This is a genomic window from Plastoroseomonas hellenica (assembly GCF_018129085.1).
GTDB lineage: Bacteria > Pseudomonadota > Alphaproteobacteria > Acetobacterales > Acetobacteraceae > Plastoroseomonas > Plastoroseomonas hellenica.
Window position 1 is genome coordinate 1 of sequence record NZ_JAAGBB010000019.1, and the last position, 21134, is coordinate 21134.

Consider the following 21134-nt stretch of genomic DNA (forward strand, 5'->3'; position numbering starts at 1 on the left):
CCGCGCCCCGCGGCCGCCCGCCCGACTGGCGCCCCGGCCGCGCGCCGTCCCGATGCGCCGTCCGCGACCCCTGCCGATCGCCTGTCGCTGAAGCCGCGCCAGCCGACCGCGGAGGAGGAGGATGACAGCCGTCGCCGCGCCGCGGTGCGCCGCCCGGGGGCCTCCGCCCTGCCGGCCAAGAAGCCGGTGCTCACCACGGTCAAGAAGACCCTGGTCGGCGCCGACCGCCGTGGCGGCCGCATCGACGTGCAGGCCGCGATCGAGGGCGACGACGACCGCAGCCGCTCCCTCGCCTCGATGCGGCGGGCGCGCGAGCGTGAGAAGCAGCGCCAGCAGCTCGAGGATATCCGCAAGAACGCCACCAAGGCCTTGCGCGACGTCGTCATCCCCGAAGCCATCACCGTGCAGGAGCTGGCCAACCGCATGGCCGAGCGCGGCGGCGAGGTGGTGAAGCGGCTGTTCCGCATGGGCGTGATGGCGACGCTGACCCAGACCATCGACGCCGACACCGCCGAGCTGGTGGTGCAGGAATTCGGGCACCGTTCGAAGCGAGTGTCGGAGAGCGATGTCGAGATCGGCCTCGAAGGTGAGGTCGACACCGATGCCGAGCTGACCCAGCGTCCGCCGGTCGTGACCATCATGGGCCATGTCGACCACGGCAAGACCAGCCTGCTCGACGCGCTGCGCCAGACCGATATCGCCTCGCACGAGGCGGGCGGGATCACCCAGCACATCGGCGCCTATCAGGTGACGACGCCGGACGGCAACCGCGTCACCTTCATCGACACGCCAGGCCACGCCGCCTTCACGGCGATGCGGGCGCGCGGTGCCAGCGTGACCGACATCGTCGTGCTGGTGGTTGCCGCCGATGACGGCGTGATGCCGCAGACGATCGAGGCGATCGGCCATGCCAAGGCGGCCGGCGTCCCGATCATCGTGGCGGTCAACAAGATCGACAAGCCGGGCGTACGGCCCGAGCGCGTGAAGCAGGAACTGCTGCAGCACGAGATCGTGGTCGAAAGCCTCGGCGGCGAGACCCAGGAGATCGAGGTTTCCGCCACTCAGAAGATCAACCTCGACAAGCTGCTGGAGGGGATCTCGCTGCAGGCCGAGCTGCTCGACCTGAAGGCGAACCCGGAGCGTGCCGCCGAAGGCACCGTGATCGAGAGCAAGCTCGATCGCGGCCGTGGCCCCGTCGCCACTGTGCTGGTCCAGAAGGGCACGCTGCGCCAGGGTGACATCGTGGTGGCCGGCGCCGAATGGGGCCGGGTGCGCGCGGTGGTCGACGACAAGGGGCGCCAGATCAAGGAAGCCGGTCCGTCGCTGCCGGTCGAGATCCTGGGCCTGTCCGGTGTCCCCGGCGCCGGCGAGAACTTCGTCGCGGTCGAGGATGAGGGCCGGGCGCGCGAGATCAGCGAGTTCCGCCAGCGCCGCGCGCGGGAGAAGGCGGCGGCGGCGGTCAATGCCGGCCGCGGCAGCCTGACCGACATGCTGGCCCGCATCCAGGCGGGCGAGCAGAAGGAAGTCGCGGTCGTCACCAAGGCCGATGTGCAGGGCAGCGCCGAGGCGATCGGCGTGGTGCTCGGCAAGCTCGGCAATGACGAGGTGCGGGTGCGGATGCTGCACAGCGGCGTCGGCCAGATCACCGAGAGCGACATCCAGCTCGCCAAGGCGTCGAACGCCGTGGTCGTCGCCTTCAACGTCCGCGCCACCAACCAGGCGCGCGACCTGGCGAAGGCCGAAGGCGTCGAGATCCGCTACTACTCGATCATCTACGAAGTGGCTGACGACATCGAGAAGCTGGTGAAGGGCAAGCTCGCCCCGGTCCAGCGCGAGAAGTTCCTGGGTTATGCGCAGATCCTGCAGGTCTTCGAATCGAAGCGGATCGGCAAGATCGCCGGCTGCCGCGTGACCGAAGGCGTGGTCCGCCGCGGCGCCGGCGTGCGCCTGCTGCGCGATGGCGTGGTCATCCACCAGGGCGATCTCAGCACGCTCCGCCGCTTCAAGGATGACGTGAAGGAAGTGACCAACGGCTACGAGTGCGGCATGTCCTTCGCGAACTACAATGACCTCCGCGTCGACGACCAGATCGAGTGCTACGAGGTGGAGACCGTCGCCGCGGCCTGATGGCCCGGTAGGCATGGACGAGGGCGCGGCGCCACATGCGCCGCGCCCTCGTGTTTTGAGGAGGCCCGGATGGCCAAGCAACAGCATAAGCGCGGCGGCGCCGAGGGCCCGACCCAGCGCCAGCTCCGTGTGGCGGAGGAGATCCGGCACGCGCTGTCGGCCGTTTTCGCCCGCGGCGACTTCCGGGACCCGGACCTGGCCGATGTGCGTGTCACGGTGACCGAGGTGCGGGCCTCGCCCGATCTCAAGCACATGACGGCCTTCGTGAGCGGGCTGGGCAAGGACCTGCCGCCGGCGCAGTTCGCGGCGCTGAAGCGTGCGGCGCCCTTTCTCCGTGCCCAGATCGCGAAGTCGGTGCGGCTGCGCCACGCACCGGATCTGCACTTCCAGACCGACACGGCGCTCGACTATGCCTTCACCATCGCCCGCGCCCTGAACCAGCCCGAGGTCGCGCGGGACCTGGCCGCCCCGAAGACCGAGGACGACACCCCGTGAGCGAGGCGCCACCCGACCAGGCGCCGGAGATCCGCGTCATCGCCATGCCGGCCGACACCAACCCGGCCGGCGACATCTTCGGCGGCTGGCTGATGGCGCATATGGACCAGGCGGGTGCCAGCGTCGCGCTGCGCCTGGCGCGCGGCCGGGTCGCGACCGTCGCGGTCGAGGGCATGAAGTTCCACCGCCCGGTCAAGGTCGGCGACGAGGTGAGCCTCTATGGCATGCTGATCGGCACCGGCCGCACCTCGATCCGCGTCTGCGTCGAAGCCTGGCGCCGCGACCGCGCTTCCGAACAGGCCAGCAAGGTGACCGAGGCGGTCTTCACCTTCGTGGCGCTGGACATGGCCGGAAAGCCGCGGCCGGTGGATCCGGAGGCCTGAAGCGCGCCGCCGGCAGCGCGCCGCTGCCGGCAAGCCTGCGCAAAGCAGGTATTCCCTTGCCTCCGTGTCCGTGTCATCCGCCACCCCGCATGTCGACGGCATGCGGCCGATTTCGCAACGACCCAGAGTGTCCATGACCCGCCAACGCCACAGAAAACCCCGCGGACAGGCCCTCGATGGCTGGCTCATCGTGGACAAGCCAAGCGGCATCGGCAGCACCGATGTGGTGACCAGGGTCAAACGCGCCCTCGATGCGCAGAAGGCGGGCCATGGCGGCACGCTCGATCCGCTGGCGACCGGCGTGCTGCCGGTGGCCTTCGGTGCCGCCACCAAGACCGTGCCCTATGTGATGGACGGCACGAAGGTCTATTCCTTCACGCTGCGCTTCGGCGACGCCCGCGATTCCGACGATTCCGACGGCAAGACCATCGCGACCAGCGATATCAGGCCGACCGATGACGCGATCCGCGCCGCGCTGCCGGCCTTCCGCGGCGAGATCATGCAGGTCCCGCCGATCTTCTCGGCCATCAAGGTCGCGGGCGAACGCGCCTATGACCTGGCACGGGACGGGCAGGTGCCGGAGCTGGCGCCGCGCCCGGCGCGGGTCGATGAATTCGATTTGGTGGAGCGGCCGGATGCCGATACCGCGATCTTCCGCGTGGTCTCCGGCAAGGGCGTCTACATGCGCAGCCTGGCCCGCGACCTGGCCCGGGCGGTCGGCACGGTCGGCCATATCGCGGCGCTCCGCCGGCATCGCGTCGGGCCTTTCCACGAGGCCGATGCGATTCCGCTGGACAGGATCGCCGTTTCCGGCGATACGCCGCCCCCTTCCCCGGATCTTCTGAGGCCCGTGGCGACCGCGCTGGACGACATCCCGGCGCTGGCCGTCCATGAGCCGGAAGCCGTCCGGCTGCATCAGGGCCAGGCGATCTCGCTGGTGGAGCTGATGGGCCGGGTTCCGTCCGGCGCCAACCCCGATGGGGGCCTGGTGCGCGCGATGGCGGGGGGGCGCCTGATCGGCCTCTGCCGCCTCGACGCCGGGCTTTGCCGGCCGGAGAGGTGGATCGGGGACGGCCAGGGCTGAAACCCCTTTCGATGGAGCACACGATGTCGATCACCGCAGAGCGCCGCACGGCGCTCATTGCCGAATATGCGACCAAGGCCGGCGACACCGGCAGCCCGGAAGTGCAGGTCGCCCTGCTCTCCGAGCGCATCGTCAACCTGACCGAGCACCTGAAGAGCCACGCGAAGGACTTCCACAGCCGTCGCGGCCTGCTGATGCTGGTCGGTCAGCGCCGTGGCCTGCTCGATTACGTGAAGAAGAAGGACCAGGCCCGTTACCAGAGCCTGATCGAGCGCCTGAAGCTTCGCCGCTGAAAAAAAAGCCGGTCGTCAGACCGGCTTTTTTTATGGCCTCAGACGCCGGCGGCCGCATCCGCGGCCTTGGCTTCCGCGCCGTCAGGGCGGCATTGGCGACAACGGTCGGTCGCGCGCGGGGCCGCTTCGCGGCCCCAGAGCATCGGCTTCGCCTCGCTCCGCAGGCACGGGTAGCGGCCTGCGGCCGCGGATTGAGGCCTATCTAACCGCCAAGGAACCCACCTGGTCGCCGAAGCTCGCTTGCGGCTCGCTGGGCTGGACACGCAGCGCCTGCTCGCGCCGGCTGACGCAGGCATTGGTCACCGAGGCAACCTTCCGCCATAGCGCCGCCTGGCCCAGCGCATCCGATCCAAGCGCTTGCAGCAGGCATTCGTCATAGACGGTCAGCACCTCGCCCGCGCCGCAGCCGAAGCTTGGCCGGTCGGGCCGGGCGGCGGTCAGGATGATCCGGTTCGGGCGCGCCACCGGCGCCGCGGCATAGATGCCGGTGTAACAGCCGGAGAGGATGGCGACCGTCGGCGCGTCCCCGCAGCCGGTGCTGAGGGCGCGGTCCAGCAGGGCGGGCGGCAGGCCCAACCCGGCCGGGGCGAAGATCAGCCCCTGGCCGGGCGCACCGTGCATGGTCATGAACACCAGGCAGCCCTCGCCCGGACCCGGCCGCAGCCCTGCGATGGCGCGCAGCACGCCGCCGGGGTCGGCCCGCTCCGCGCCGCGGCCCCGGTCCGAGAAGCGGCGCACCGATGCCTGTGGCCCGAGCAGCGTCATCATTCGCTGCGTCGCATTGTCCCAGACCGGCAGGCTGTCGTCGCCGGCGACCAGCACGGTGTGCCAGCGCGGCGCCGCCGCGGGCTGATGCGGAGTGGCGGCGCAGGCGGCGAGGATCAGGATCGGCAGCAGCAGGAAACGGCGCATGCGGCAGCTTCGCGAGCCGGATCGCCTGCCGTCAAATGAAACAGCCCGGCGCCGCAATACAATTTCCGATGGCGCTTTGCCGGCATCCGAGCCATATGGGGCCCGATCGCGGCCGCTTAGGCTCGATCGATCGCTGCAACCGCGGTGGGCCGGATTTCGGCGCCGCGGGATCCCGGAGAGGAGCATCGCGGCGTTTCCGGCCACATGGGCAGCTTTTCCGGCGTTCGCGCCGGGCCCTCCCCATGCCGCCCGAGACGCTGTGCTTTTCCAATTCCCGGTTCCCGCCATCGTCACCGGCCTGTTCCGCGCTTGCCCATCCGGGGGCCGCGACGGCCCCGCAAGACGCAAGGACGACGCATGTTCGACAAGTATTTCCGCAAGGACATCAACTGGGGCGGCAAGACCCTGACGCTCGAGACCGGCAAGGTCGCCCGTCAGGCCGATGGCGCCGTGATGGCCCGCCTCGGTGACACCATCGTGCTCTGCACGGCGGTCGGCGCCCGTTCGGTGAAGCCGGGGCAGGACTTCTTCCCGCTCACCGTGAACTACCAGGAGAAGGCCTTCGCCGCCGGCAAGATCCCGGGCGGCTTCTTCAAGCGCGAGGGACGTCCGTCGGAGAACGAGACCCTGGTCTCCCGCCTCATCGACCGGCCGATCCGCCCGCTATTCCCGGACGGATTCCGCAACGAGATCCAGGTCGTCGCCACCGTGCTCAGTCACGACATGGAGAACGACCCCGACATGGTGGCGCTGGTCGGCTGCTCCGCCGCCCTGACGCTCTCCGGCATCCCGTTCTTCGGCCCGGTGGCCGGTGCCCGCATCGGCTACATCGATGGCCAGTACGTGCTGAACCCGACGATCGACCAGCGCAAGCAGAGCGTGCTGGACCTGGTGATGGCCGGCACCGCCGAAGGCGTGCTGATGGTCGAGTCCGAGGCGCATGAGCTGGGCGAGGATGTCATGCTCGGCGCCCTGAAGTTCGGGCATGACGGCTTCCAGGCCGTCATCCAGGGCATCATCGAGCTGGCCGAGGTCGCCGCCAAGGAGCCCTGGCCGGTGGCCGAGCCTTCCGAGGCCGAGGTCGCGCTGAAGACGCGCATCGCCGAGCTCGGCACCGCCGACATGAAGCAGGCCTACACTGAGACCCAGAAGCTGCTGCGGCAGGAGAAGGTCGGCGCGGTGAAGAAGGCGATCGCCGCCAAGCTCACCGAGGAAGGCCATGACGCCGCCGCCGCCAAGGGCCTGCTGAAGGAGCTGGAGGCGGACGTGGTCCGCAACGCCATCCTCGACACTGGGCTCCGCATCGACGGCCGCGACACCAAGACCGTGCGCCCGATCGTAGCCGAAGTCGGCGTTCTGCCGCGCGCCCATGGCTCGGCGCTCTTCACCCGTGGCGAGACCCAGGCCTTCTGCGTGGCGACCCTCGGCACCGGCCAGGATGAGCAGATCATCGACGCCCTCGCGGGCGAGTACCGCGAGGACTTCATGCTGCACTACAACTTCCCGCCCTACAGCGTGAACGAGACCGGCCGCATGGGCTCGCCGGGACGCCGCGAAGTGGGCCACGGCAAGCTCGCCTGGCGCGCCATCCACCCGCTGCTGCCGGAGAAGGAGAAGTTCCCCTACACCATCCGCGTGGTGTCGGAGATCACGGAGAGCAACGGCTCCTCCTCCATGGCGACGGTCTGCGGCACCTCGCTCTCGTTGATGGATGCGGGCGTGCCGCTGAAGCGCCCCTGCGCCGGCATCGCCATGGGCCTGATCAAGGAAGACCGCGGCTTCGCGGTGCTGTCCGACATCCTGGGCGACGAGGACCATCTCGGCGACATGGACTTCAAGGTGGCCGGCACGGAGAAGGGAATCACCTCTCTCCAGATGGACATCAAGATCACCTCGATCACCTTCGAGATCATGCAGGTGGCGCTCGCCCAGGCGAAGGATGGCCGCCTGCACATCCTGGGCGAGATGGCGAAGGGCCTGTCCGGCGCCCGCACCGACGTGGCCGAGACCGCGCCGCGCATCACCGTGATCAATGTGCCGAAGGACAAGATCCGCGACGTCATCGGCTCCGGCGGCAAGGTGATCCGTGAGATCACCGAGCAGACCGGCTGCAAGATCGACATCGAGGATGACGGCACCATCAAGGTCGCCGCCACCAGCGTCGAGCAGGCGCAGAAGGCGATCGACTGGATCCGCGGCATCGTGGCCGAGCCGGAGATCGGCGTGATCTACAATGGCAAGGTCGTGAAGACCGCCGAGTTCGGCGCCTTCGTGAACTTCCTCGGCGCCAAGGACGGCCTGGTCCACATCTCCGAGCTCGCGAATGAGCGGGTGAACAAGACCTCCGACGTGGTCAAGGACGGCGACCAGGTGAAGGTCAAGGTCATCGGCTTCGACGAGCGCGGCAAGGTGAAGCTGTCGATGCGGGTGGTCGATCAGGCGACCGGCGCCGACATCACCGAGCAGGTGGGTGCCAAGCGGCCGCGCGCCGATGGCGAAGGCGACCGTCCCGAGCGTGGTGAGCGGCGGGACCGCGGCGAGCGGCGGGATCGCGGCCCGCGCGACGCGGCGGAGTGAGAAAGGGCGGCCGGGGGGGCTCGAACCAGCCCCCCCGCCGCGCCATATCCGCTGGACCTCGCGGGGCGTTTCGCCATAAGTCCCCGTGACAAGCGTGTTAAAATCCGTGGAGCCTGCGTCCTTGAAGGTCATCAACCCCATCCGCATGGGCGGCGTCGACGTTCTGCCCCTGGTCGAGGGCGGGAAGGGCGTGTCCGTCTCCAACGGGTCCTCCTGCGGGGCCTGGTCGGCGGCGGGCGGCGTCGGCACCTTCTCGGCGGTCAATGCGGACAGCTATGACGCGCAGGGCAACCGCATCCCGCAGACCTATTCGGGCAAGACCCGGCGGGAGCGGCATGAGGAGCTGGTGCAATACGGCATCCGGGGCGCCATCGCCCAGGCGCGGGAAGCTTTCGAACGCGCCGGCGGCAAGGGCCGCATCCACGCCAATATCCTCTGGGAGATGGGCGGCGCCGAGCGCGTGGCGCGCGGCATGCTGGAAGGCGCCAGGGGGCTGATCAACGGCATCACCTGCGGTGCCGGCATGCCCTATCGCCTGGCCGACATCGCGCGCGACTTCGGCGTCCACTACTACCCGATCGTCTCTTCCGCCCGTGCCTTCAACGCGCTGTGGAAGCGCGCCTACAACAAGACGCGGGAATGGCTCGGCGGCGTGGTCTACGAGGATCCCTGGCTGGCCGGCGGCCATAACGGCCTGTCGAACAGCGAGGATCCGAAGAAGCCGGAAGCGCCCTATGCCCGGGTGTTGAAGCTGCGCCAGCAGATGCGCGAATTCGGCCTCGGCGACGTGCCGATCATCATGGCCGGCGGCGTCTGGTGGCTGGAGGAGTGGGAGGACTGGATCGACAATCCGGACCTCGGCCCGATCGCCTTCCAGTTCGGCACCCGCCCGCTGCTGACCCGCGAAAGCCCGATCCCGGATACCTGGAAGCAGCGGCTGCTGAACCTGAAGAAGGGCGACGTGTCGCTGCAGCCCTTCAGCCCGACCGGCTTCTATTCCTCCGCGGTCCGCAACGATTTCCTGATCGAGCTGGAGGAGCGGAACGAGCGCCAGGTGGCCTACACCAGTGAGCCGATCGGCGAACACATGGCCGAATACGGCGTCGGGCCGCGCAAGCGCCCGGTCTGGCTGACGCCGCACGACCTGGCGCGCGTGAATCAGTGGGAGGCGGAAGGCTTCACCGAGGCCATGCGCACCCCGGACAACACGCTGATCTTCGTGACGCCCGAGACGTCGAAGGCGATCGTGAAGGACCAGGTGGACTGCATGGGCTGCCTCAGCCAGTGCCGCTTCTCCAACTGGGCGCAGCACGAGCCCGACTACAGCAACGGCAAGAAGGCCGATCCGCGCAGCTTCTGCATCCAGAAGACGCTGCAGGAGATCGCCCATGACGGCACGACCGAACACAACCTGATGTTCGCCGGCCACAATGCCTACCGCTTCGCGAGCGACCCCTTCTATTCGAACGGCTTCATCCCGACGGTGAAGCAGCTCGTCGAGCGCATCCTCACCGGCCGGTAGAGCAGCTCCCCGATCCAGTGGGGTCGCTGGAACGGGTGGAGAGGCTCCCAGAACAGAACGTCAATGTGCCTCCGCCGTGCGTATCTGGACCGGTGCCGCCGTGCGGCCGGTCTCGGCGTAGCCACGGCCGTAGTGCTCTTCGAGCCGGACCTGGACGCGGTTCCAGAGGGTGGTCAGCACCAGGTAGTAGACGGCGGCGACGCAGTAGAGCTCCAGCACCTCGAATCTCTCCTGCATCAGCACCTGGCTGCGGCGCATCAACTCCTCCAGCGAGATGACGGAGGCGAGCGAGGTGGCCTTGAGCAACCCGTTCAGCGAATTGCCGAGGGGCGGGATGATCAGGCGCGCGACCTGGGGCATCAGCACCAGGCGCAGCGTGCGCCAGCGGGAGAGGCCGAGGGCCTTGGCCGCCTCCATCTGGCCCTTGGGAATGCCGTTGAAGCCACCGCGGATCGTCTCCGAGAGATAGGCCGCCTCGTTGAGGCTGAGGGCGAGGAGTGCCGAGGGCAGCACGCCGAGCCGGATGCCGAGCTGCGGCAGGCCGGTGTAGATGAGGACGAGCTGCACCAGCAGCGGCGTGCCCCGGAAGACCCAGACGTAGAATCCCGCGCTGCCGGAGAGTGCCGCGCTCCTCGACATGCGCATCAGCGCGAGCACGGTGCCGAAGATCAGGCCGATGAGCATGGTCACGATGGTCAGGCCGATCGTCACCAGCACGCCTTCCAGTAGGTAGGCGTTGGTCAGGTAGGACAGGAAGGCCTGGAGATCGAACATCGGCCCGACCCTTCGTGGTTGGAGCGTGATGGCTTGAGGCGGAATCGCCGAAAGTCTGAATCACGCGATCCAACACAGTGCTGGAGCGTGATCGTCTGAGATTTGAGCGGGCTCGGGCGCTCAGCCCGGGCCGGGGCCGCGGATAGCGAAGCCGTCGCCGGCCAGGCGCGTCATGCCGAAGCGGTCGAAGAGCCGGTCATAGGTGCCATCCGCCTTCAGCGCGTTCAGCGCATCGGCGAAGGCTTCGGCCAGCGCCTTGTCGCGGAAGGCGAAGGTGATGTCCGTGCCGAACAGGCTGCGGACATGGATCCGCGCGATGCCGCGGCTCACCATCTCGTTCGCCGTCTCGTCGATGTTGATCGCGGCCTCGAGCTGGCCCGCGCGAAGTGCGGCGACGGTCTCGCTGGCGGTCGAGAAGGTGCGGAAGTTGATCGGGCGCAGGCCGCGCGCGACCATCTCCGTATTCGCCTCGCGCGATTTGCGCTCGTTGTAGGTGCCGGTCTCGACGCCGACGGTGCGGCCCGCGAGCGCATCGAACCCGGCGAGCTGCAGCGTGCTGTTCGGCAGGGTGTAGATGCTGATCGCCTGCTGGGCGTAGGGCACCATGTAGAAGAGCCTGGAGCGCTCCTCGGTCCAGAACAGGCCGGTGTTGATGGTGTCGAACCGGCCCGAGCGCAGGCCCGGGATCATCGGCGGGAAATCCATGCGCATGAAGACCGGCTCCAGGCACATCTTCGCCGCTGCGGCGCGGGCCAGCTCCACGTTCAGGCCTTGCAGCTCGCCACGGCTGTCGACGAATTGCTGCGGCGGCAGGGTGGGATTGATGGACATGGTCCATTTGCCCGCTTCGAGCAGGCTGCCCGCGGCCACGCGCGGCGAGCAGGTCTGGGCCATGACGGCACCGCCGGAGAGGGCGGCGCCGGCGAAGCCGAGGAGGAGACGTCGCGTATGCATCGTACGGTTCCCGTTGCGAAGGTTGCCCGACCGCAGCCGAGCGGCAGGCGGTCACCTCAAACGGAACAGGATGCCTCGCAATAAACGTGCCTGAGGCTTGCCTCAGGCGTGTCCGGCGTTCCGGGTGAGGATGAGGGAGGCGTGCTCGGCGTCGATCACCACCTCGCCGCGCGCATTCACCAGCTCCAGGAACTCGGTGACGACGCCGCGGTCGGGGTTGCGACTGGGACGCTTCGCGGTGAAGCGCATGCGCAGATGCAGCTTGTCGCCGGCGAGGACGGGCGCGCGGAAGCGCACCTTGTCCCAGCCGAGGGATGCGATGGAGGTGCTGTCGTAAAGGCGCAGCTCGGTCTTCAGCCCCTCCATGAGGGAGAGGCCGAACAGGCCATGAGCGATGACGGCCGGGAAGCCGCGACTGCGGCAATAGGCCGCATCCGTGTGCAGCGGGTGGTGGTCCCGCGTCAGCTCGGCGAAGGCGGCGATCTGCCCGGCCGTGACGGTATGGGTGCCGGTGCGCCATTCCTCGCCGAGGATGACGTCCTCGAGAAAGAGGCTGGCGGCGGCGGGCGGGGATGCGGTCATCGGGCGGGCCTCGGCCGCGCCGCCTGCGCCAGGAACGCCTCGCGGAGCGCCATGGGACCAGGGCGGAAGAGGCGCGCGTCCATCGGCTGCAGCGCGGGGCTGACCAGCGGCCGGAAGCCCATCTGATCCAGCACGTCCTCCTGCAGCCGGGCGCCGGGCGCGATCTCCGTCAGCACCAGGCCATCCGGCTCCAGCTCGAAGACGGCGCGCTCGGTGACGAAGGTGACCTCCTGGCCCTTCTGGCGCGCCAGGCGACCGCTGAAGCTGACCTGCTCGACGGCGGGCACGAACTTCTGCATCCGGCCCTCGCTCCGGATGGCGATGCCGCCTTCCGTCAGGCCGATATCGAGGCCGCCGCCGGTGAGCGTCCCGCTGAAGACCAGGCGCCGCGTGTTCTGGGTGATGTCGATGAAGCCGCCGGCGCCGGCGAAGCGGTTGCCGAACTTGGTGACGTTGACGTTGCCCTCCGGATCCACCTCCGCGAAGGAGAGGAAGGCGCAGGAGAGGCCGCCGCCGTCGTAGAAGTCGAACTGGTAGCCCTGGTCGATGATCGCCCGCGGATTGACCGCGGTGCCGAATTCGCGGGCATGGCCGGGCACGCCGCCGATGACGCCGGCTTCGACGGTCAGGGTGATCAGATCCTCGATCCCCTCCTCCGCCGCCACATTCGGGATCATGGCGGAGACGCCGACGCCGAGGTTGACCACATCGCCCGGGCAGAGCTCCAGCGCGGCGCGGCGGGCCATGATGCGGCGTTCGCTCATCGGGTCCGGCAGGATGGAGGAGGTCGGGATTCGCGTCTCGCCGCTGCGGCTCGGGTCGTATTGCGTGCCGAAGGTCTGCATCTGCTCCGGCTCGACCACGATGTGGTCGATCAGGAAGCCCGGGATCTTCACCATCTGCGGGTTGAGACTGCCGCGGCGCGCTATGCGCTTGACCTGGCAGATGACGATGCCGCCCGCATTGTGCACGGCCTGGGCGATGGAGAGATCCTCCCGGGTCGTCGCCTCATGCTCCATGGTGACGTAGCCATCCTCATCCGCGGTGGTGCCGCGGATCAGGGCGACGCGCGGGGCGCCGGGGACGCGGTAGAAGAGCCAGTCGCGATCCATGAGTCGGACGTGGTCCACCAGTGTCTCGGTGGTGCGCGCATTCATGCGGCCACCGCTCCCGGGCCCCTCCTGGCGCGGGTCCATGTAGGTCCCGAGCCCGACATGGGTGAGGATGCCGGGCTGGCCGGAGGCCATGGCTCGGCAGAGCCCGGTCATCACGCCCTGGGGAAAGTTGTAGGCCTCGATGTGATTGCCATCGATCAGCGCCATGAAGGGCACCTGCAGGCCGTAATGGCCACCGATGACGCGCTTCACCAGGCCCTGGTGGCCGAAGTGGCAGAGGCCGTGCTCGTGCACGGCCCCGATGCCGGTGACGTGGAACAGCGTCAGGTCATGCGGTCCCTGCCCCGCCAGGAAGCGGCGCTCCACCGCCTCGATCAGCGCTTCCGGCGTGCCGGTGCCGCCATTGCCGCCGATGATGACGAAGTCGCCGTCCTGGATCAGGGCGGCGGCCGCCTCGGCCGTGATGCAGCGCGGTACGGTCGCCGCCATCAGGCCATCTCCTTCTCGATCTGGCGGGCGATGATCAGGCGCTGGATCTGGTTGGTGCCTTCGTAGATCTGCGCGAGGCGCACGTCGCGGAACAGGCGCTCCACGCGGTAGGCGCGGGAATAGCCGTTGCCGCCATGGATCTGCAGCGCATTGGAGACGTGCTTCGTCGCCATGTCCGTGGTGAAGAGCTTGGCCTGCGCCGCCTCCTTCGCGATCGGCATGCCGTGGTCGTAGAGGCGGGCGGCGTGATGGATCAGCATCCGCGCGGCCGCGATGTCCGTCGACATGTCGGCCAGCATGAACTGCACGGCCTGGAAGTTGATGATCGGGCCGCCGAACTGCTGGCGGGTCTTGGCATAGGCCACCGCATCCTCGAATGCCGCCTGGGCGATGCCGAGGGCCATGGCGGACATCATCAGGCGGCTGAAGTTGAAGTTGCCCATGGCCATCTTGAAGGCGCCGTTCTCGGGGCCGATCACGGCATCGGCGGGGGCACGCACGCCATCCAGCGTGATCATGCAGTCCGCGAGGCCATGCATGCCCAGCAGCTCCTCCTCCTTGCCGCGGAGGATGCCGGGGGCGTGGCCATCCAGCAGGAAGCAGGAGATGGCCTTGTGGCCGTTCTCGCTGCCGCTGCGGGCGAAGACCATCAGCGCATCCACGACGCCGCCGAGCGTGACCCAGGCCTTGGTGCCGTCCAGCACCCAGCCCTCGCCATCCCGCCGCGCGGTGGTGCGCAGGCCCGCGACATCCGAACCGTGGTCGGGCTCGGTGACGGCTGTCGCCGGGATGATGTCGCCGGCGAGGATGCCGGGGATCAGTGCGCGGTGGCGGTCGTTGCCGTGCTGGTCGAGGAAGAGGGCGGCCTCCACCGGGATCGCGAAAGCGTTGGCGACGGCGCCGGAGCAGCGCGCCAGCTCCTCCATCGCGATGCAGGCGCCGGTCGCGCCCATGCCGGCGCCGCCTGCGCCCTCGCGCAGCGCCACGCCGAACAGGCCGAGCGCCGCCATGCCCTTGTAGAGGGCACGGTCGAAGCGGTCCTCGCGGTCGATGGCGGCGGCGCGCGGCAGGATCTCCCGCTCGGCGAAGCGGCGGGCGGTGTCGCGCAGCGCGGTCTGGTCCTCGGTGAAGAAGCGTTGCATCGGGGCCTCAGCCTGGTTCGGCGTCGGCGGCGAGGCGGCCGGCATGGGCCACCTCGTCCGTGGCGCGATCGAGGAAATAGACGGCAAGGGCCTTGGGCGTGGTGCCGTAGAGGCTGGCGAGCGGGGCGGTCACGGCAGCGGCGGCGTTGCGGCGCTCCGCGATGCCGCGGCGATAGGCATGCACCTTGACGAAGATGCGCTGCTCCTCCGGCAAGCCGCCCACGACGCCGGCATGGGCGTAGGCGCCCGGCGCGATGTCCAGGAAGTAGAGGGTCACCGTCTCCGGCCCGACGGAGAAGGCGCGGCAGATGCCCTCCGTGACGGCGGTGGCCGCCTGCTGGCGGCGCTCGGCCGGAAGCGGCGGGGCGAGGATCTCGACATAGGGCATCAGGGGGCCACCGGGCGGCAGGAATGGCGCTGGATCAGCCGGGCGCCGATCCGGTACTCGCGCGCGGTCTCGGCGGGCGGCGCGGCATTGGGGCGCAGGCGCTGCAGAAGACGGTCGGCGGCCAGGTCGGCCATGGCGGTGGCGCCGCTGTCCACGACGCTGATGGCCGGGCGCTGCCAGGCGAAGCCGGGCATGTCCTCGTAGCAGAGGAGGGAGATGTCGTCGGGGACCAGCAGGTCGCGCTCCGCCAGGCCGCGCAACACGCCGAGTGCGGATTCATGGTTGGCGACGAAGAGGGCGGTCGGGCGGTCCGCGCGGTCGAGGAGCTGCCGGCAGCCGGCGAGGCCGGTTTCGGGCTCATAGGGGCCGGCATGGACGAGCGACGGGTCGAAGGCGATGCCCGCCTCCTCCAGCGCCCGGCGATAGCCGGAGAGGCGCTCGCGGCCCGAGGTGGTCTCCCGCCGGCCGACGATCAGGCCGATCCGGCGGTGGCCAAGCTCCAGCAGGTGGCGGGTGCCGGCATAGGCGCCCTCCGGATCCGCGGCGAGGACGGTTTCCATCTCCACCATCTCGTCACGGCGGACCACGCAGGTGACGGGCGTGCCGTTGCTGTCGAGGGCCGCGAGCCGCGCGCCGTTATGGCCGGTCGGGCAGATGATGAGGCCGTCCACGCGTTGGTCGGCCAGGGTGGCGATAATCTCCGCCTCCTGCTCCGGGTCGTCGGCGGTGATGCAGAGGATGGTCTGGTAGCCCTCGGCGCGCAGGCGGCGCTGCACCACCTCCGCCAGCACGCGGAAGGAGGCGTTGGTAAGGTTGTGCACCACCAGGCCGACGAGGCGTGTGGTGCGCGTCTTCAGCCCGCGGGCGAGGGCGTTGGGGCGGTAGCCCAGCTCGGCCGCGATGCGCCGGAGCCGCGCCTCGGTGCTCCTGCTGGTCAGCCCCTCGCCGGCCAGGGCGCGGGAGGCCGTGGCGATCGACACCTTGGCGGCCTGCGCGACGTCCCGGAGCGTCACTGTGCTCTGCATGCGGGAACGATGTCCTGTAATCGTTTGCGGAAGCAAGTCCGATCTTGGGCTCCCAATCAGCAAATCAAATTTGACCTGACAGGCAATGACGGCTTCTAATGCATTCGCAAACGTTTTCGGCAATCTGCGAAGGGGTCGTGCCTTGGACCTGACCGGCATCGGCGGCATCTGGCCCGCCTCCCTCACCCCCTTCGACCGGGACGGGGCGGTCGACGAGGCGGCGCTCACGGCGCATCTCGGCCATCTGGCCGCGGCGCCGGGCGTGCGCGCCCTGGTGGTGAACGGCCATGCCGGCGAGACCAGCGCGCTCGACCGCGCGGAGCGGCAGCAGGTCGTGCGGATTGCGCGCGCGGTGGCGGGCGCGGCCACGGGCGTGGTGGCGGGCATCGTCGCCGAGGATCCGCGGGCGGCCTCAGCCCTGGCGCGGGACGCGCGGGAGGCCGGCGCGGACGCGCTGCTGCTCTTCCCGCCCCTGCTCTTCGCCGGCGGGGCGGAAGCGCGGCCGGAGATGGTGCTGCGCTTCTTCGCGGCGGTGGCCGAGGCGGCGCCGCTGCCCATCGTGCTGTTCCAGCTCTCCCGCGCCTCCGGCCTCGGCTATGCGCCGGAACTGCTGGCGCGGCTGCTGCGCGAGGTGCCCAGCATCATCGCGGTGAAGGAGGGCAGCGAGATCCCCGCCGCCTATGAGGACAACCTGCTGGTGCTGCGCGATTGCGGGCGCCAGGTGAGTATGCTGACCAGCAACAACACCTGGCTGCTGGCCTCGCTGGCCTTCGGCGGGGACGGCATCCTCTCCGGCATCGGCAGCGTGGCGCCGGGCATCCTCGCGGAGATGCACGATGCGGCAGCGCGCGGGGATCTCGCGGCGGCGCGGCGCGCGAATGACCGGCTGCGGCCACTGGTGCGGGTGTTCTACCGCCGCCCGTCGCTCGACATGCACAATCGCATGAAGACGGCGCTGAACCTGATGGGCCTCCTGCCCAACCCGGCGCCGCGCGCGCCGCTGCTGCCCATCACGGAGGGGGAGCGGGCGGAGATCCGGCGGGCGCTGGTGGCATCCGGCCTGCTGGCCGGCGGTGAGATGGCGGCATGACGATGAAGAGCTTCCGCGGCACCTATACGGTGATGATCACGCCCTTCACGGAGACGGGCGCGCTCGACCTGCCGGCGCTCCGCCGCTTCGTGGACTGGCAGATCGCGGAGGGCATTCACGGGCTGATCCCGCTGGGATCCACGGGCGAATTCCTGTCCCTCTCCGATGAGGAGCATGTGGCGGTGGCGGAGACGGTGATCCGCCAGGCCGCCGGGCGCGTGCCCGTGCTGGTCGGCGCCGGCGCCGAGGATACGCGGGAGGCGGTGCGGCTCAGCCGGCGGGCCGAACGCCTCGGCGCGGATGGGGTGATGATCATCCCCCCCTTCTATTCGACGCCGACCGAGGACGAGCTCTACCACCACTACAAGACGATCGGCGATGCGATCGGCATTCCGATCATGGTCTACAACAACCCCGCCACCGCGAATGTGGACCTGACGCCGCCCATCGTCGCGCGGCTCTCCACCATCGCGAACTGCACCTACATCAAGGAATCGACGCTGGAGGTGACGCGCGTGCGGGACATCATCCGGCTCTGCGGGGATCGGATGACGGTGTTCGGCGGCATCCTCGGCTTCGAATCCTTCGTGGAGGGCGCAGAGGGCTGGGTAGCTGTCGCCTCCAATGTCGCACCGGGGCCGCTGTCGCGGCTCTTCGAACTGGTGGCCAATGAGGAGAAGATCCGCGAGGCGCGGTCGCTTTACCTGCGCTACCTGCCGCTGATCGAATTCGTGGGCGGGCAGTATTACGTGGCGGGAACCAAGGCGCTGCTGCGGCACATGGGCTGTCCGGTTGGCGCGCCGCGCCCGCCGCGCCTGCCCCTTCCCGCCCCGCGCGATGCGATGGCGCAGGACATCGTGCAGGCGCTGGGCCTGGCCTTTCGCCAGGCCTCCTGACGGAACTGGTCCTCCGGTGCCCTTCGTTTCAGAGCGCCGGCATCGGCTCGGCGACGGCGAGCTCGACCGGCAGCTTGCCCCAGTCGTTCCAGCCACGGTCGTATTGCGGCGGCACCAGCGCCTCCGGCCGTCCGAGCGCGATCGCCGCCTGCGCCGGCCAATACGGGTTGCGCAGCACGGCGCGGGCCAGCAGCACCATGTCGGCGCGGCCTTCGGCGACGACGGCCTGCGCTTCCTCGGGCGTGGTGATCAGGCCGACGGCCGCGACCGGGATCTCTGCGCCCTGCCGGACTGCCTCGGCGCCCGGCACCTGGTAGAGCGGCACCAGATCGATCTTCTGCCGGTGATCGAGCCCGCCGGAGGTGACGCTGATCAGATCCACGCCCTTGGCCTTCAGCAGGCGGGAGAGCGCCACCGTCTCCTCGGTGTCCCAGCCACCGGCGACCCAGTCGGTGTGGGAGAGGCGGACGAATAGCGGCATCTGATCCGGAATCACGGCGCGGATCGCATCGGAGGTGTCGAGGACCAGCCGGCTGCGGCCGGCGAAATCCCCGCCCCAGGCGTCGTTGCGCATGTTCGACAGCGGCGAGAGGAATTGGTGCAGCAGATAGCCATGCGCGCCATGCAGCTCGACGAAGCCGTAGCCGGCGCGGACCGCCCGGCGGGCGCTGTCGGCGAAGGCCTTCGGCAGGGCCTCGATCTCCTCGGGCGTCAGGGCGTGCGGCGTCGCGTAATCGCCGAAGGCGGCGGCGCTGGGGCCGACGATTTCCCAGCCCGGCTCGGCGGGGCCCCGCTGCCAGGTCGGGCGGCGGCTCGCCTTGCGGCCGGCATGGGCGAGCTGGATGCCCGGCACCGCGCCGCCGCGCGCGATGGCCTGGGCCAGGCGCGCATGGGAACTCTCCTGGGCATCGTTCCAGAGGCCGAGGCAGGTCGGCGTGATGCGGCCCTCGGGCAGCACCCCTGTCGCCTCCACGCAGACCAGCCCGGCGCCGCCAAGGGAACGCTGCAGCAGATGCGCCAGGTGCCATTCGGTGGGCCGGGCATCCTCGGCCGCCGAGTACTGGCACATCGGTGCCACGCCGATGCGGTTCCTGAAGGTGACGCCGCGCAGCGTCAGCGGATCGAAGAGATGGGTCACGAGACGGGGGTCCCTTGCGAAGGCGGCGGCACCGGGCGCCAGGGCGGCAGCCGGCCGAGCCGATTCTCGAATATCGCGAAGATGCGGGGGGTTGCGCCGGGCGCAAGGATCAGCCGCCCGCCGGAATCGACGGGCAGGGTCACGCGGGTGACCGCGTCGCGCAGGTTGCCGCCGATGGCCTGGACGCCCTCCGGACCCACGGCGACCACGATGTCGCAATGCATCGGGCGGAAGCGCCCGGCGTCGGCCGCGCGCTCGCGCCAATCGGCGATCGGGCGGCGGGACCGGTCGGCGCAGACGAGGTCGCCGGGTTCCGGCACGCGCCCGGCGGGGTCATGCGGGATGAAGGGTGCGCGGGCCGGGAAGTCCCGGGCATCCGCGATCATCGCGTCGACATAGCTGGAATGGGCGGCGGCAGGCGGGAATTCCCGTGCATCGATGCCGGCCCCGCGCAGCACGAAGCTGATGAAGGCGGCCGACCAGGGTGGCTCGTCCCAGACATTCGCGGCGCCGTTCGCATAGCGCGCCCGGTTGCGCGCGATCGCGCCTTCATCGGCGCCGGGGTCGAGCGCCCGCCAATAAGCCATGACGCGGGGGAAATTCGCGAGCTCGCCCTCAGCATGCGGCGGCACCGTCTCCGGCGTCAGCCGCCCCCAATCCTCCCATTCCGCGATGGCGATACGGATCATCCGCTCCCGCGCCGATGGCGGGTAGGAGAGTGGCGGCTCCCGCACCGGCGGCGGCGCCACGCAGCCGGCGAACGCCAGCAACATGGCCGCGAGGAAGGCCCGCATCATCACGGTACCTGTCGCCTGGTTATGGGGGGGGCTGGGCGGGGTTCCGTCATGCGCATGGCTGCGATCCTACAGCGCTCCGGCCTGCCGGCCAGCAGGGGGCGTCCGATCACAATGGCGCCGATGCTGCGGGAGGCGGGTTCTGTCGCGATGCGAATGTTCTAGGCTCGATCCGATGACCCGCGCCCGTCCCTGGCCATGATGGCCTGCACCCTGCTCCCGCCGTTGCCCCGCGACGTCGTGGTGGACGGCGCGCGGGCGCCGGAGCACGATCTGACCTGCACGACCGGTGGCCGGGCCACCGATCGACCGCCCTGCAATCACACGCACACGGTCATGCGCAGCCGCCGCAACGGGCGCTGGCAGGAGGATGGGACGATGGTGACGCTGCGCCGGGCCCGCTTCGCGTGAAGCCGCTGCGCCCGCATCCGCCGCTGCCGGCCTGGTACGGCGCCGAGGCCCGGCGCGCCCCCTGGGTGCGTGCCCTCTTTGACCGCACGGCGCGGCATTACGACCGGATCAACGGCATCCTGTCCCTTGGTACCGGGCGCGCCTACCGGCGCCGGGCGCTGCGCTGGGCGGGCATCGGCCCCGGGATGCGGGTGCTGGATGTCGCGACCGGCACCGGCATCCTGGCGCGCGAGGTGATGGCGCTGGTCGGGCCGGGTGGTGCCGTGGTCGGGCTCGATCCCAGCGCCGGGATGCTCGCTGCCTGCCGCGCCGCACTCGGGCCCGGGATGCCGCTGCTGCGCGGCGAAGGTGAGAACCTGCCGATCGCCGATGCCAGCGTCGACGCGGTGACGCTCGGCTATGCGCTGCGGCACATGGCGGACCTGCGCCCGCTCTTCGCCGAGTTCCGCCGCGTGCTGCGCCCCGGCGGTATCGTGTTGGTGCTGGAAAAGACGCGGCCGCGGCACCGGCTGTGGCGCGCCTGCGCGCATGGCTGGTTCGGGCTCGGCGTGCCGGCGCTGTCGCGGATCGCGGCACTCGGGCGCGGCGGCGGCGAGGCGCGGGCACTGATGCGCTACTACTGGGACACGGTCGAGCATTGCGTGCCGCCAGAGACCATCCTCGCGGCACTCGCTGAAGCCGGCTTCACCGCGCCGCGGCTGCAACGTGAACTGGACCTCTTCGGCGCCTATGCGGCGCGCGCCGCTTAACATTCCGCGAAAAGCCAAGCGGCCGCAGGCCGCCACTGGCTTCTGCGGAACGAGGCGAAGCCGATCCTCCTTCGCCAAGGCTTCGGAGGACAGGTGCTCCGGGGCCGCGAACAGCCCCTCCGAAGCGCGCAGCGCGAAGGAGGGTGCGGCCCCGCGCGCGACCGACAGCCGCGGCCAATACCGCCCTGACAGCG

Annotated in this window: 21 protein-coding genes; 11 read left to right on the top strand and 10 right to left on the bottom strand. The window is 69.9% G+C overall.

Annotated features, from left to right (window positions below; translation table 11 throughout):
- The 5 genes from infB to rpsO all read left to right on the top strand — a co-directional run.
- Positions 1–2127 (top strand): translation initiation factor IF-2 (gene infB, locus GXW71_RS16325; protein WP_211853604.1); only part of this gene is annotated, 2127 nt, incomplete at its 5' end.
- Positions 2128–2196: 69 nt separating this feature from the next.
- Entirely contained in the window at positions 2197–2622 is a 426-nt protein-coding gene (rbfA, locus tag GXW71_RS16330) for a 30S ribosome-binding factor RbfA (RefSeq protein WP_211853605.1), read from the top strand.
- Between the two features lie 44 nt (positions 2623–2666).
- Entirely contained in the window at positions 2667–3005 is a 339-nt protein-coding gene (locus tag GXW71_RS16335; RefSeq protein WP_211853718.1) for an acyl-CoA thioesterase, read from the top strand.
- 133 nt (positions 3006–3138) lie between these two features.
- Positions 3139–4089 carry a tRNA pseudouridine(55) synthase TruB gene (truB, locus tag GXW71_RS16340; RefSeq protein WP_211853606.1) on the top strand — a complete coding sequence of 317 codons (951 nt, stop codon included), beginning with the start codon at positions 3139–3141 and terminating at the stop codon, positions 4087–4089.
- Between the two features lie 23 nt (positions 4090–4112).
- Complete coding sequence (gene rpsO, locus GXW71_RS16345; RefSeq protein WP_211853607.1) at positions 4113–4382, top strand: 30S ribosomal protein S15; 270 nt, start codon at positions 4113–4115, stop codon at positions 4380–4382.
- A gap of 198 nt (positions 4383–4580) precedes the next feature.
- On the opposite strand, the gene GXW71_RS16350 is transcribed toward rpsO, so the two are convergent.
- Complete coding sequence (locus GXW71_RS16350; RefSeq protein WP_211853608.1) at positions 4581–5294, bottom strand: C13 family peptidase; 714 nt, start codon at positions 5292–5294, stop codon at positions 4581–4583.
- A 357-nt stretch (positions 5295–5651) separates the two neighbouring features.
- Here GXW71_RS16350 and pnp point away from each other — a divergent pair, with 357 nt between their 5' ends.
- Complete coding sequence (pnp, locus tag GXW71_RS16355) at positions 5652–7871, top strand: polyribonucleotide nucleotidyltransferase (RefSeq protein WP_211853609.1); 2220 nt, start codon at positions 5652–5654, stop codon at positions 7869–7871.
- A gap of 121 nt (positions 7872–7992) precedes the next feature.
- Complete coding sequence (locus GXW71_RS16360; protein WP_211853610.1) at positions 7993–9393, top strand: NAD(P)H-dependent flavin oxidoreductase; 1401 nt, start codon at positions 7993–7995, stop codon at positions 9391–9393.
- 60 nt (positions 9394–9453) lie between these two features.
- Here GXW71_RS16360 and GXW71_RS16365 read toward each other — a convergent pair whose 3' ends face one another.
- The 7 genes from GXW71_RS16365 to GXW71_RS16395 all read right to left on the bottom strand — a co-directional run bounded on the left by GXW71_RS16365 (position 9454) and on the right by GXW71_RS16395 (position 15862).
- Positions 9454–10167: an amino acid ABC transporter permease gene (locus tag GXW71_RS16365; protein ID WP_211853611.1), complete on the bottom strand. Its 714-nt coding sequence runs from the start codon at positions 10165–10167 to the stop codon at positions 9454–9456.
- Between the two features lie 120 nt (positions 10168–10287).
- Positions 10288–11121 carry an ABC transporter substrate-binding protein gene (locus tag GXW71_RS16370; RefSeq protein WP_211853612.1) on the bottom strand — a complete coding sequence of 278 codons (834 nt, stop codon included), beginning with the start codon at positions 11119–11121 and terminating at the stop codon, positions 10288–10290.
- A gap of 102 nt (positions 11122–11223) precedes the next feature.
- Positions 11224–11703: a MaoC family dehydratase gene (locus tag GXW71_RS16375; protein ID WP_211853613.1), complete on the bottom strand. Its 480-nt coding sequence runs from the start codon at positions 11701–11703 to the stop codon at positions 11224–11226.
- Positions 11700–13307: an acyl CoA:acetate/3-ketoacid CoA transferase gene (locus tag GXW71_RS16380; RefSeq protein ID WP_211853614.1), complete on the bottom strand. Its 1608-nt coding sequence runs from the start codon at positions 13305–13307 to the stop codon at positions 11700–11702. The genes GXW71_RS16375 and GXW71_RS16380 overlap by 4 nt, the downstream gene beginning before the upstream one ends.
- Positions 13307–14449, bottom strand: coding sequence for an acyl-CoA dehydrogenase family protein (locus GXW71_RS16385; protein ID WP_211853615.1), 1143 nt, complete (start codon positions 14447–14449; stop codon positions 13307–13309). The genes GXW71_RS16380 and GXW71_RS16385 overlap by 1 nt, the downstream gene beginning before the upstream one ends.
- Positions 14450–14456: 7 nt before the next feature.
- On the bottom strand, positions 14457–14837 hold the full coding sequence (locus tag GXW71_RS16390; RefSeq protein WP_211853616.1) for a tautomerase family protein: 381 nt from the start codon (positions 14835–14837) through the stop codon (positions 14457–14459).
- Entirely contained in the window at positions 14837–15862 is a 1026-nt protein-coding gene (locus tag GXW71_RS16395; protein ID WP_211853617.1) for a LacI family DNA-binding transcriptional regulator, read from the bottom strand. Before GXW71_RS16395 ends, GXW71_RS16390 begins: the two co-directional genes overlap by 1 nt.
- A 142-nt stretch (positions 15863–16004) precedes the next feature.
- Between GXW71_RS16395 and GXW71_RS16400 the strand changes: the two genes are divergently transcribed.
- Positions 16005–16952, top strand: coding sequence for a dihydrodipicolinate synthase family protein (locus GXW71_RS16400; protein WP_211853618.1), 948 nt, complete (start codon positions 16005–16007; stop codon positions 16950–16952).
- The gene (locus tag GXW71_RS16405) at positions 16949–17848 is read left to right on the top strand and encodes a dihydrodipicolinate synthase family protein (RefSeq protein WP_211853619.1); all 900 of its coding nucleotides are present in this window, start codon (positions 16949–16951) and stop codon (positions 17846–17848) included. The genes GXW71_RS16400 and GXW71_RS16405 overlap by 4 nt, the downstream gene beginning before the upstream one ends.
- 28 nt (positions 17849–17876) lie before the next feature.
- Here GXW71_RS16405 and GXW71_RS16410 read toward each other — a convergent pair whose 3' ends face one another.
- Together GXW71_RS16410 and GXW71_RS16415 are read right to left on the bottom strand one after the other, a co-directional pair.
- Entirely contained in the window at positions 17877–18986 is a 1110-nt protein-coding gene (locus GXW71_RS16410) for an NADH:flavin oxidoreductase/NADH oxidase (RefSeq protein WP_211853620.1), read from the bottom strand.
- Positions 18983–19783: a DUF2272 domain-containing protein gene (locus GXW71_RS16415; protein ID WP_246526643.1), complete on the bottom strand. Its 801-nt coding sequence runs from the start codon at positions 19781–19783 to the stop codon at positions 18983–18985. The genes GXW71_RS16410 and GXW71_RS16415 overlap by 4 nt, the downstream gene beginning before the upstream one ends.
- Before the next feature lie 222 nt (positions 19784–20005).
- Between GXW71_RS16415 and GXW71_RS16420 the strand changes: the two genes are divergently transcribed.
- Positions 20006–20191 carry a hypothetical protein gene (locus GXW71_RS16420; protein ID WP_211853621.1) on the top strand — a complete coding sequence of 62 codons (186 nt, stop codon included), beginning with the start codon at positions 20006–20008 and terminating at the stop codon, positions 20189–20191.
- A complete protein-coding gene (locus GXW71_RS16425) occupies positions 20188–20940 on the top strand; it encodes a class I SAM-dependent methyltransferase (RefSeq protein ID WP_211853622.1) in 753 nt (250 codons plus the stop codon). The genes GXW71_RS16420 and GXW71_RS16425 overlap by 4 nt, the downstream gene beginning before the upstream one ends.
- Positions 20941–21134: the final 194 nt, after the last annotated feature.

Excerpts from the sequence above, each read along its gene's own strand:
- GXW71_RS16335 (WP_211853718.1), top strand. The coding sequence starts at position 2,667 with ATGCCGGCCGACACCAACCCGGCCGGCGACATCTTCGGCGGCTGGCTG.
- GXW71_RS16405 (WP_211853619.1), top strand. The coding sequence starts at position 16,949 with ATGACGATGAAGAGCTTCCGCGGCACCTATACGGTGATGATCACGCCC.
- GXW71_RS16415 (WP_246526643.1), bottom strand. The coding sequence starts at position 19,783 with ATGATGCGGGCCTTCCTCGCGGCCATGTTGCTGGCGTTCGCCGGCTGC.
- GXW71_RS16365 (WP_211853611.1), bottom strand. The coding sequence starts at position 10,167 with ATGTTCGATCTCCAGGCCTTCCTGTCCTACCTGACCAACGCCTACCTA.
- GXW71_RS16395 (WP_211853617.1), bottom strand. The coding sequence starts at position 15,862 with ATGCAGAGCACAGTGACGCTCCGGGACGTCGCGCAGGCCGCCAAGGTG.
- GXW71_RS16350 (WP_211853608.1), bottom strand. The coding sequence starts at position 5,294 with ATGCGCCGTTTCCTGCTGCTGCCGATCCTGATCCTCGCCGCCTGCGCC.
- GXW71_RS16380 (WP_211853614.1), bottom strand. The coding sequence starts at position 13,307 with ATGGCGGCGACCGTACCGCGCTGCATCACGGCCGAGGCGGCCGCCGCC.
- truB (WP_211853606.1), top strand. The coding sequence starts at position 3,139 with ATGACCCGCCAACGCCACAGAAAACCCCGCGGACAGGCCCTCGATGGC.
- GXW71_RS16375 (WP_211853613.1), bottom strand. The coding sequence starts at position 11,703 with ATGACCGCATCCCCGCCCGCCGCCGCCAGCCTCTTTCTCGAGGACGTC.
- GXW71_RS16370 (WP_211853612.1), bottom strand. The coding sequence starts at position 11,121 with ATGCATACGCGACGTCTCCTCCTCGGCTTCGCCGGCGCCGCCCTCTCC.
- rbfA (WP_211853605.1), top strand. The coding sequence starts at position 2,197 with ATGGCCAAGCAACAGCATAAGCGCGGCGGCGCCGAGGGCCCGACCCAG.
- pnp (WP_211853609.1), top strand. The coding sequence starts at position 5,652 with ATGTTCGACAAGTATTTCCGCAAGGACATCAACTGGGGCGGCAAGACC.
- GXW71_RS16385 (WP_211853615.1), bottom strand. The coding sequence starts at position 14,449 with ATGCAACGCTTCTTCACCGAGGACCAGACCGCGCTGCGCGACACCGCC.
- rpsO (WP_211853607.1), top strand. The coding sequence starts at position 4,113 with ATGTCGATCACCGCAGAGCGCCGCACGGCGCTCATTGCCGAATATGCG.
- GXW71_RS16390 (WP_211853616.1), bottom strand. The coding sequence starts at position 14,837 with ATGCCCTATGTCGAGATCCTCGCCCCGCCGCTTCCGGCCGAGCGCCGC.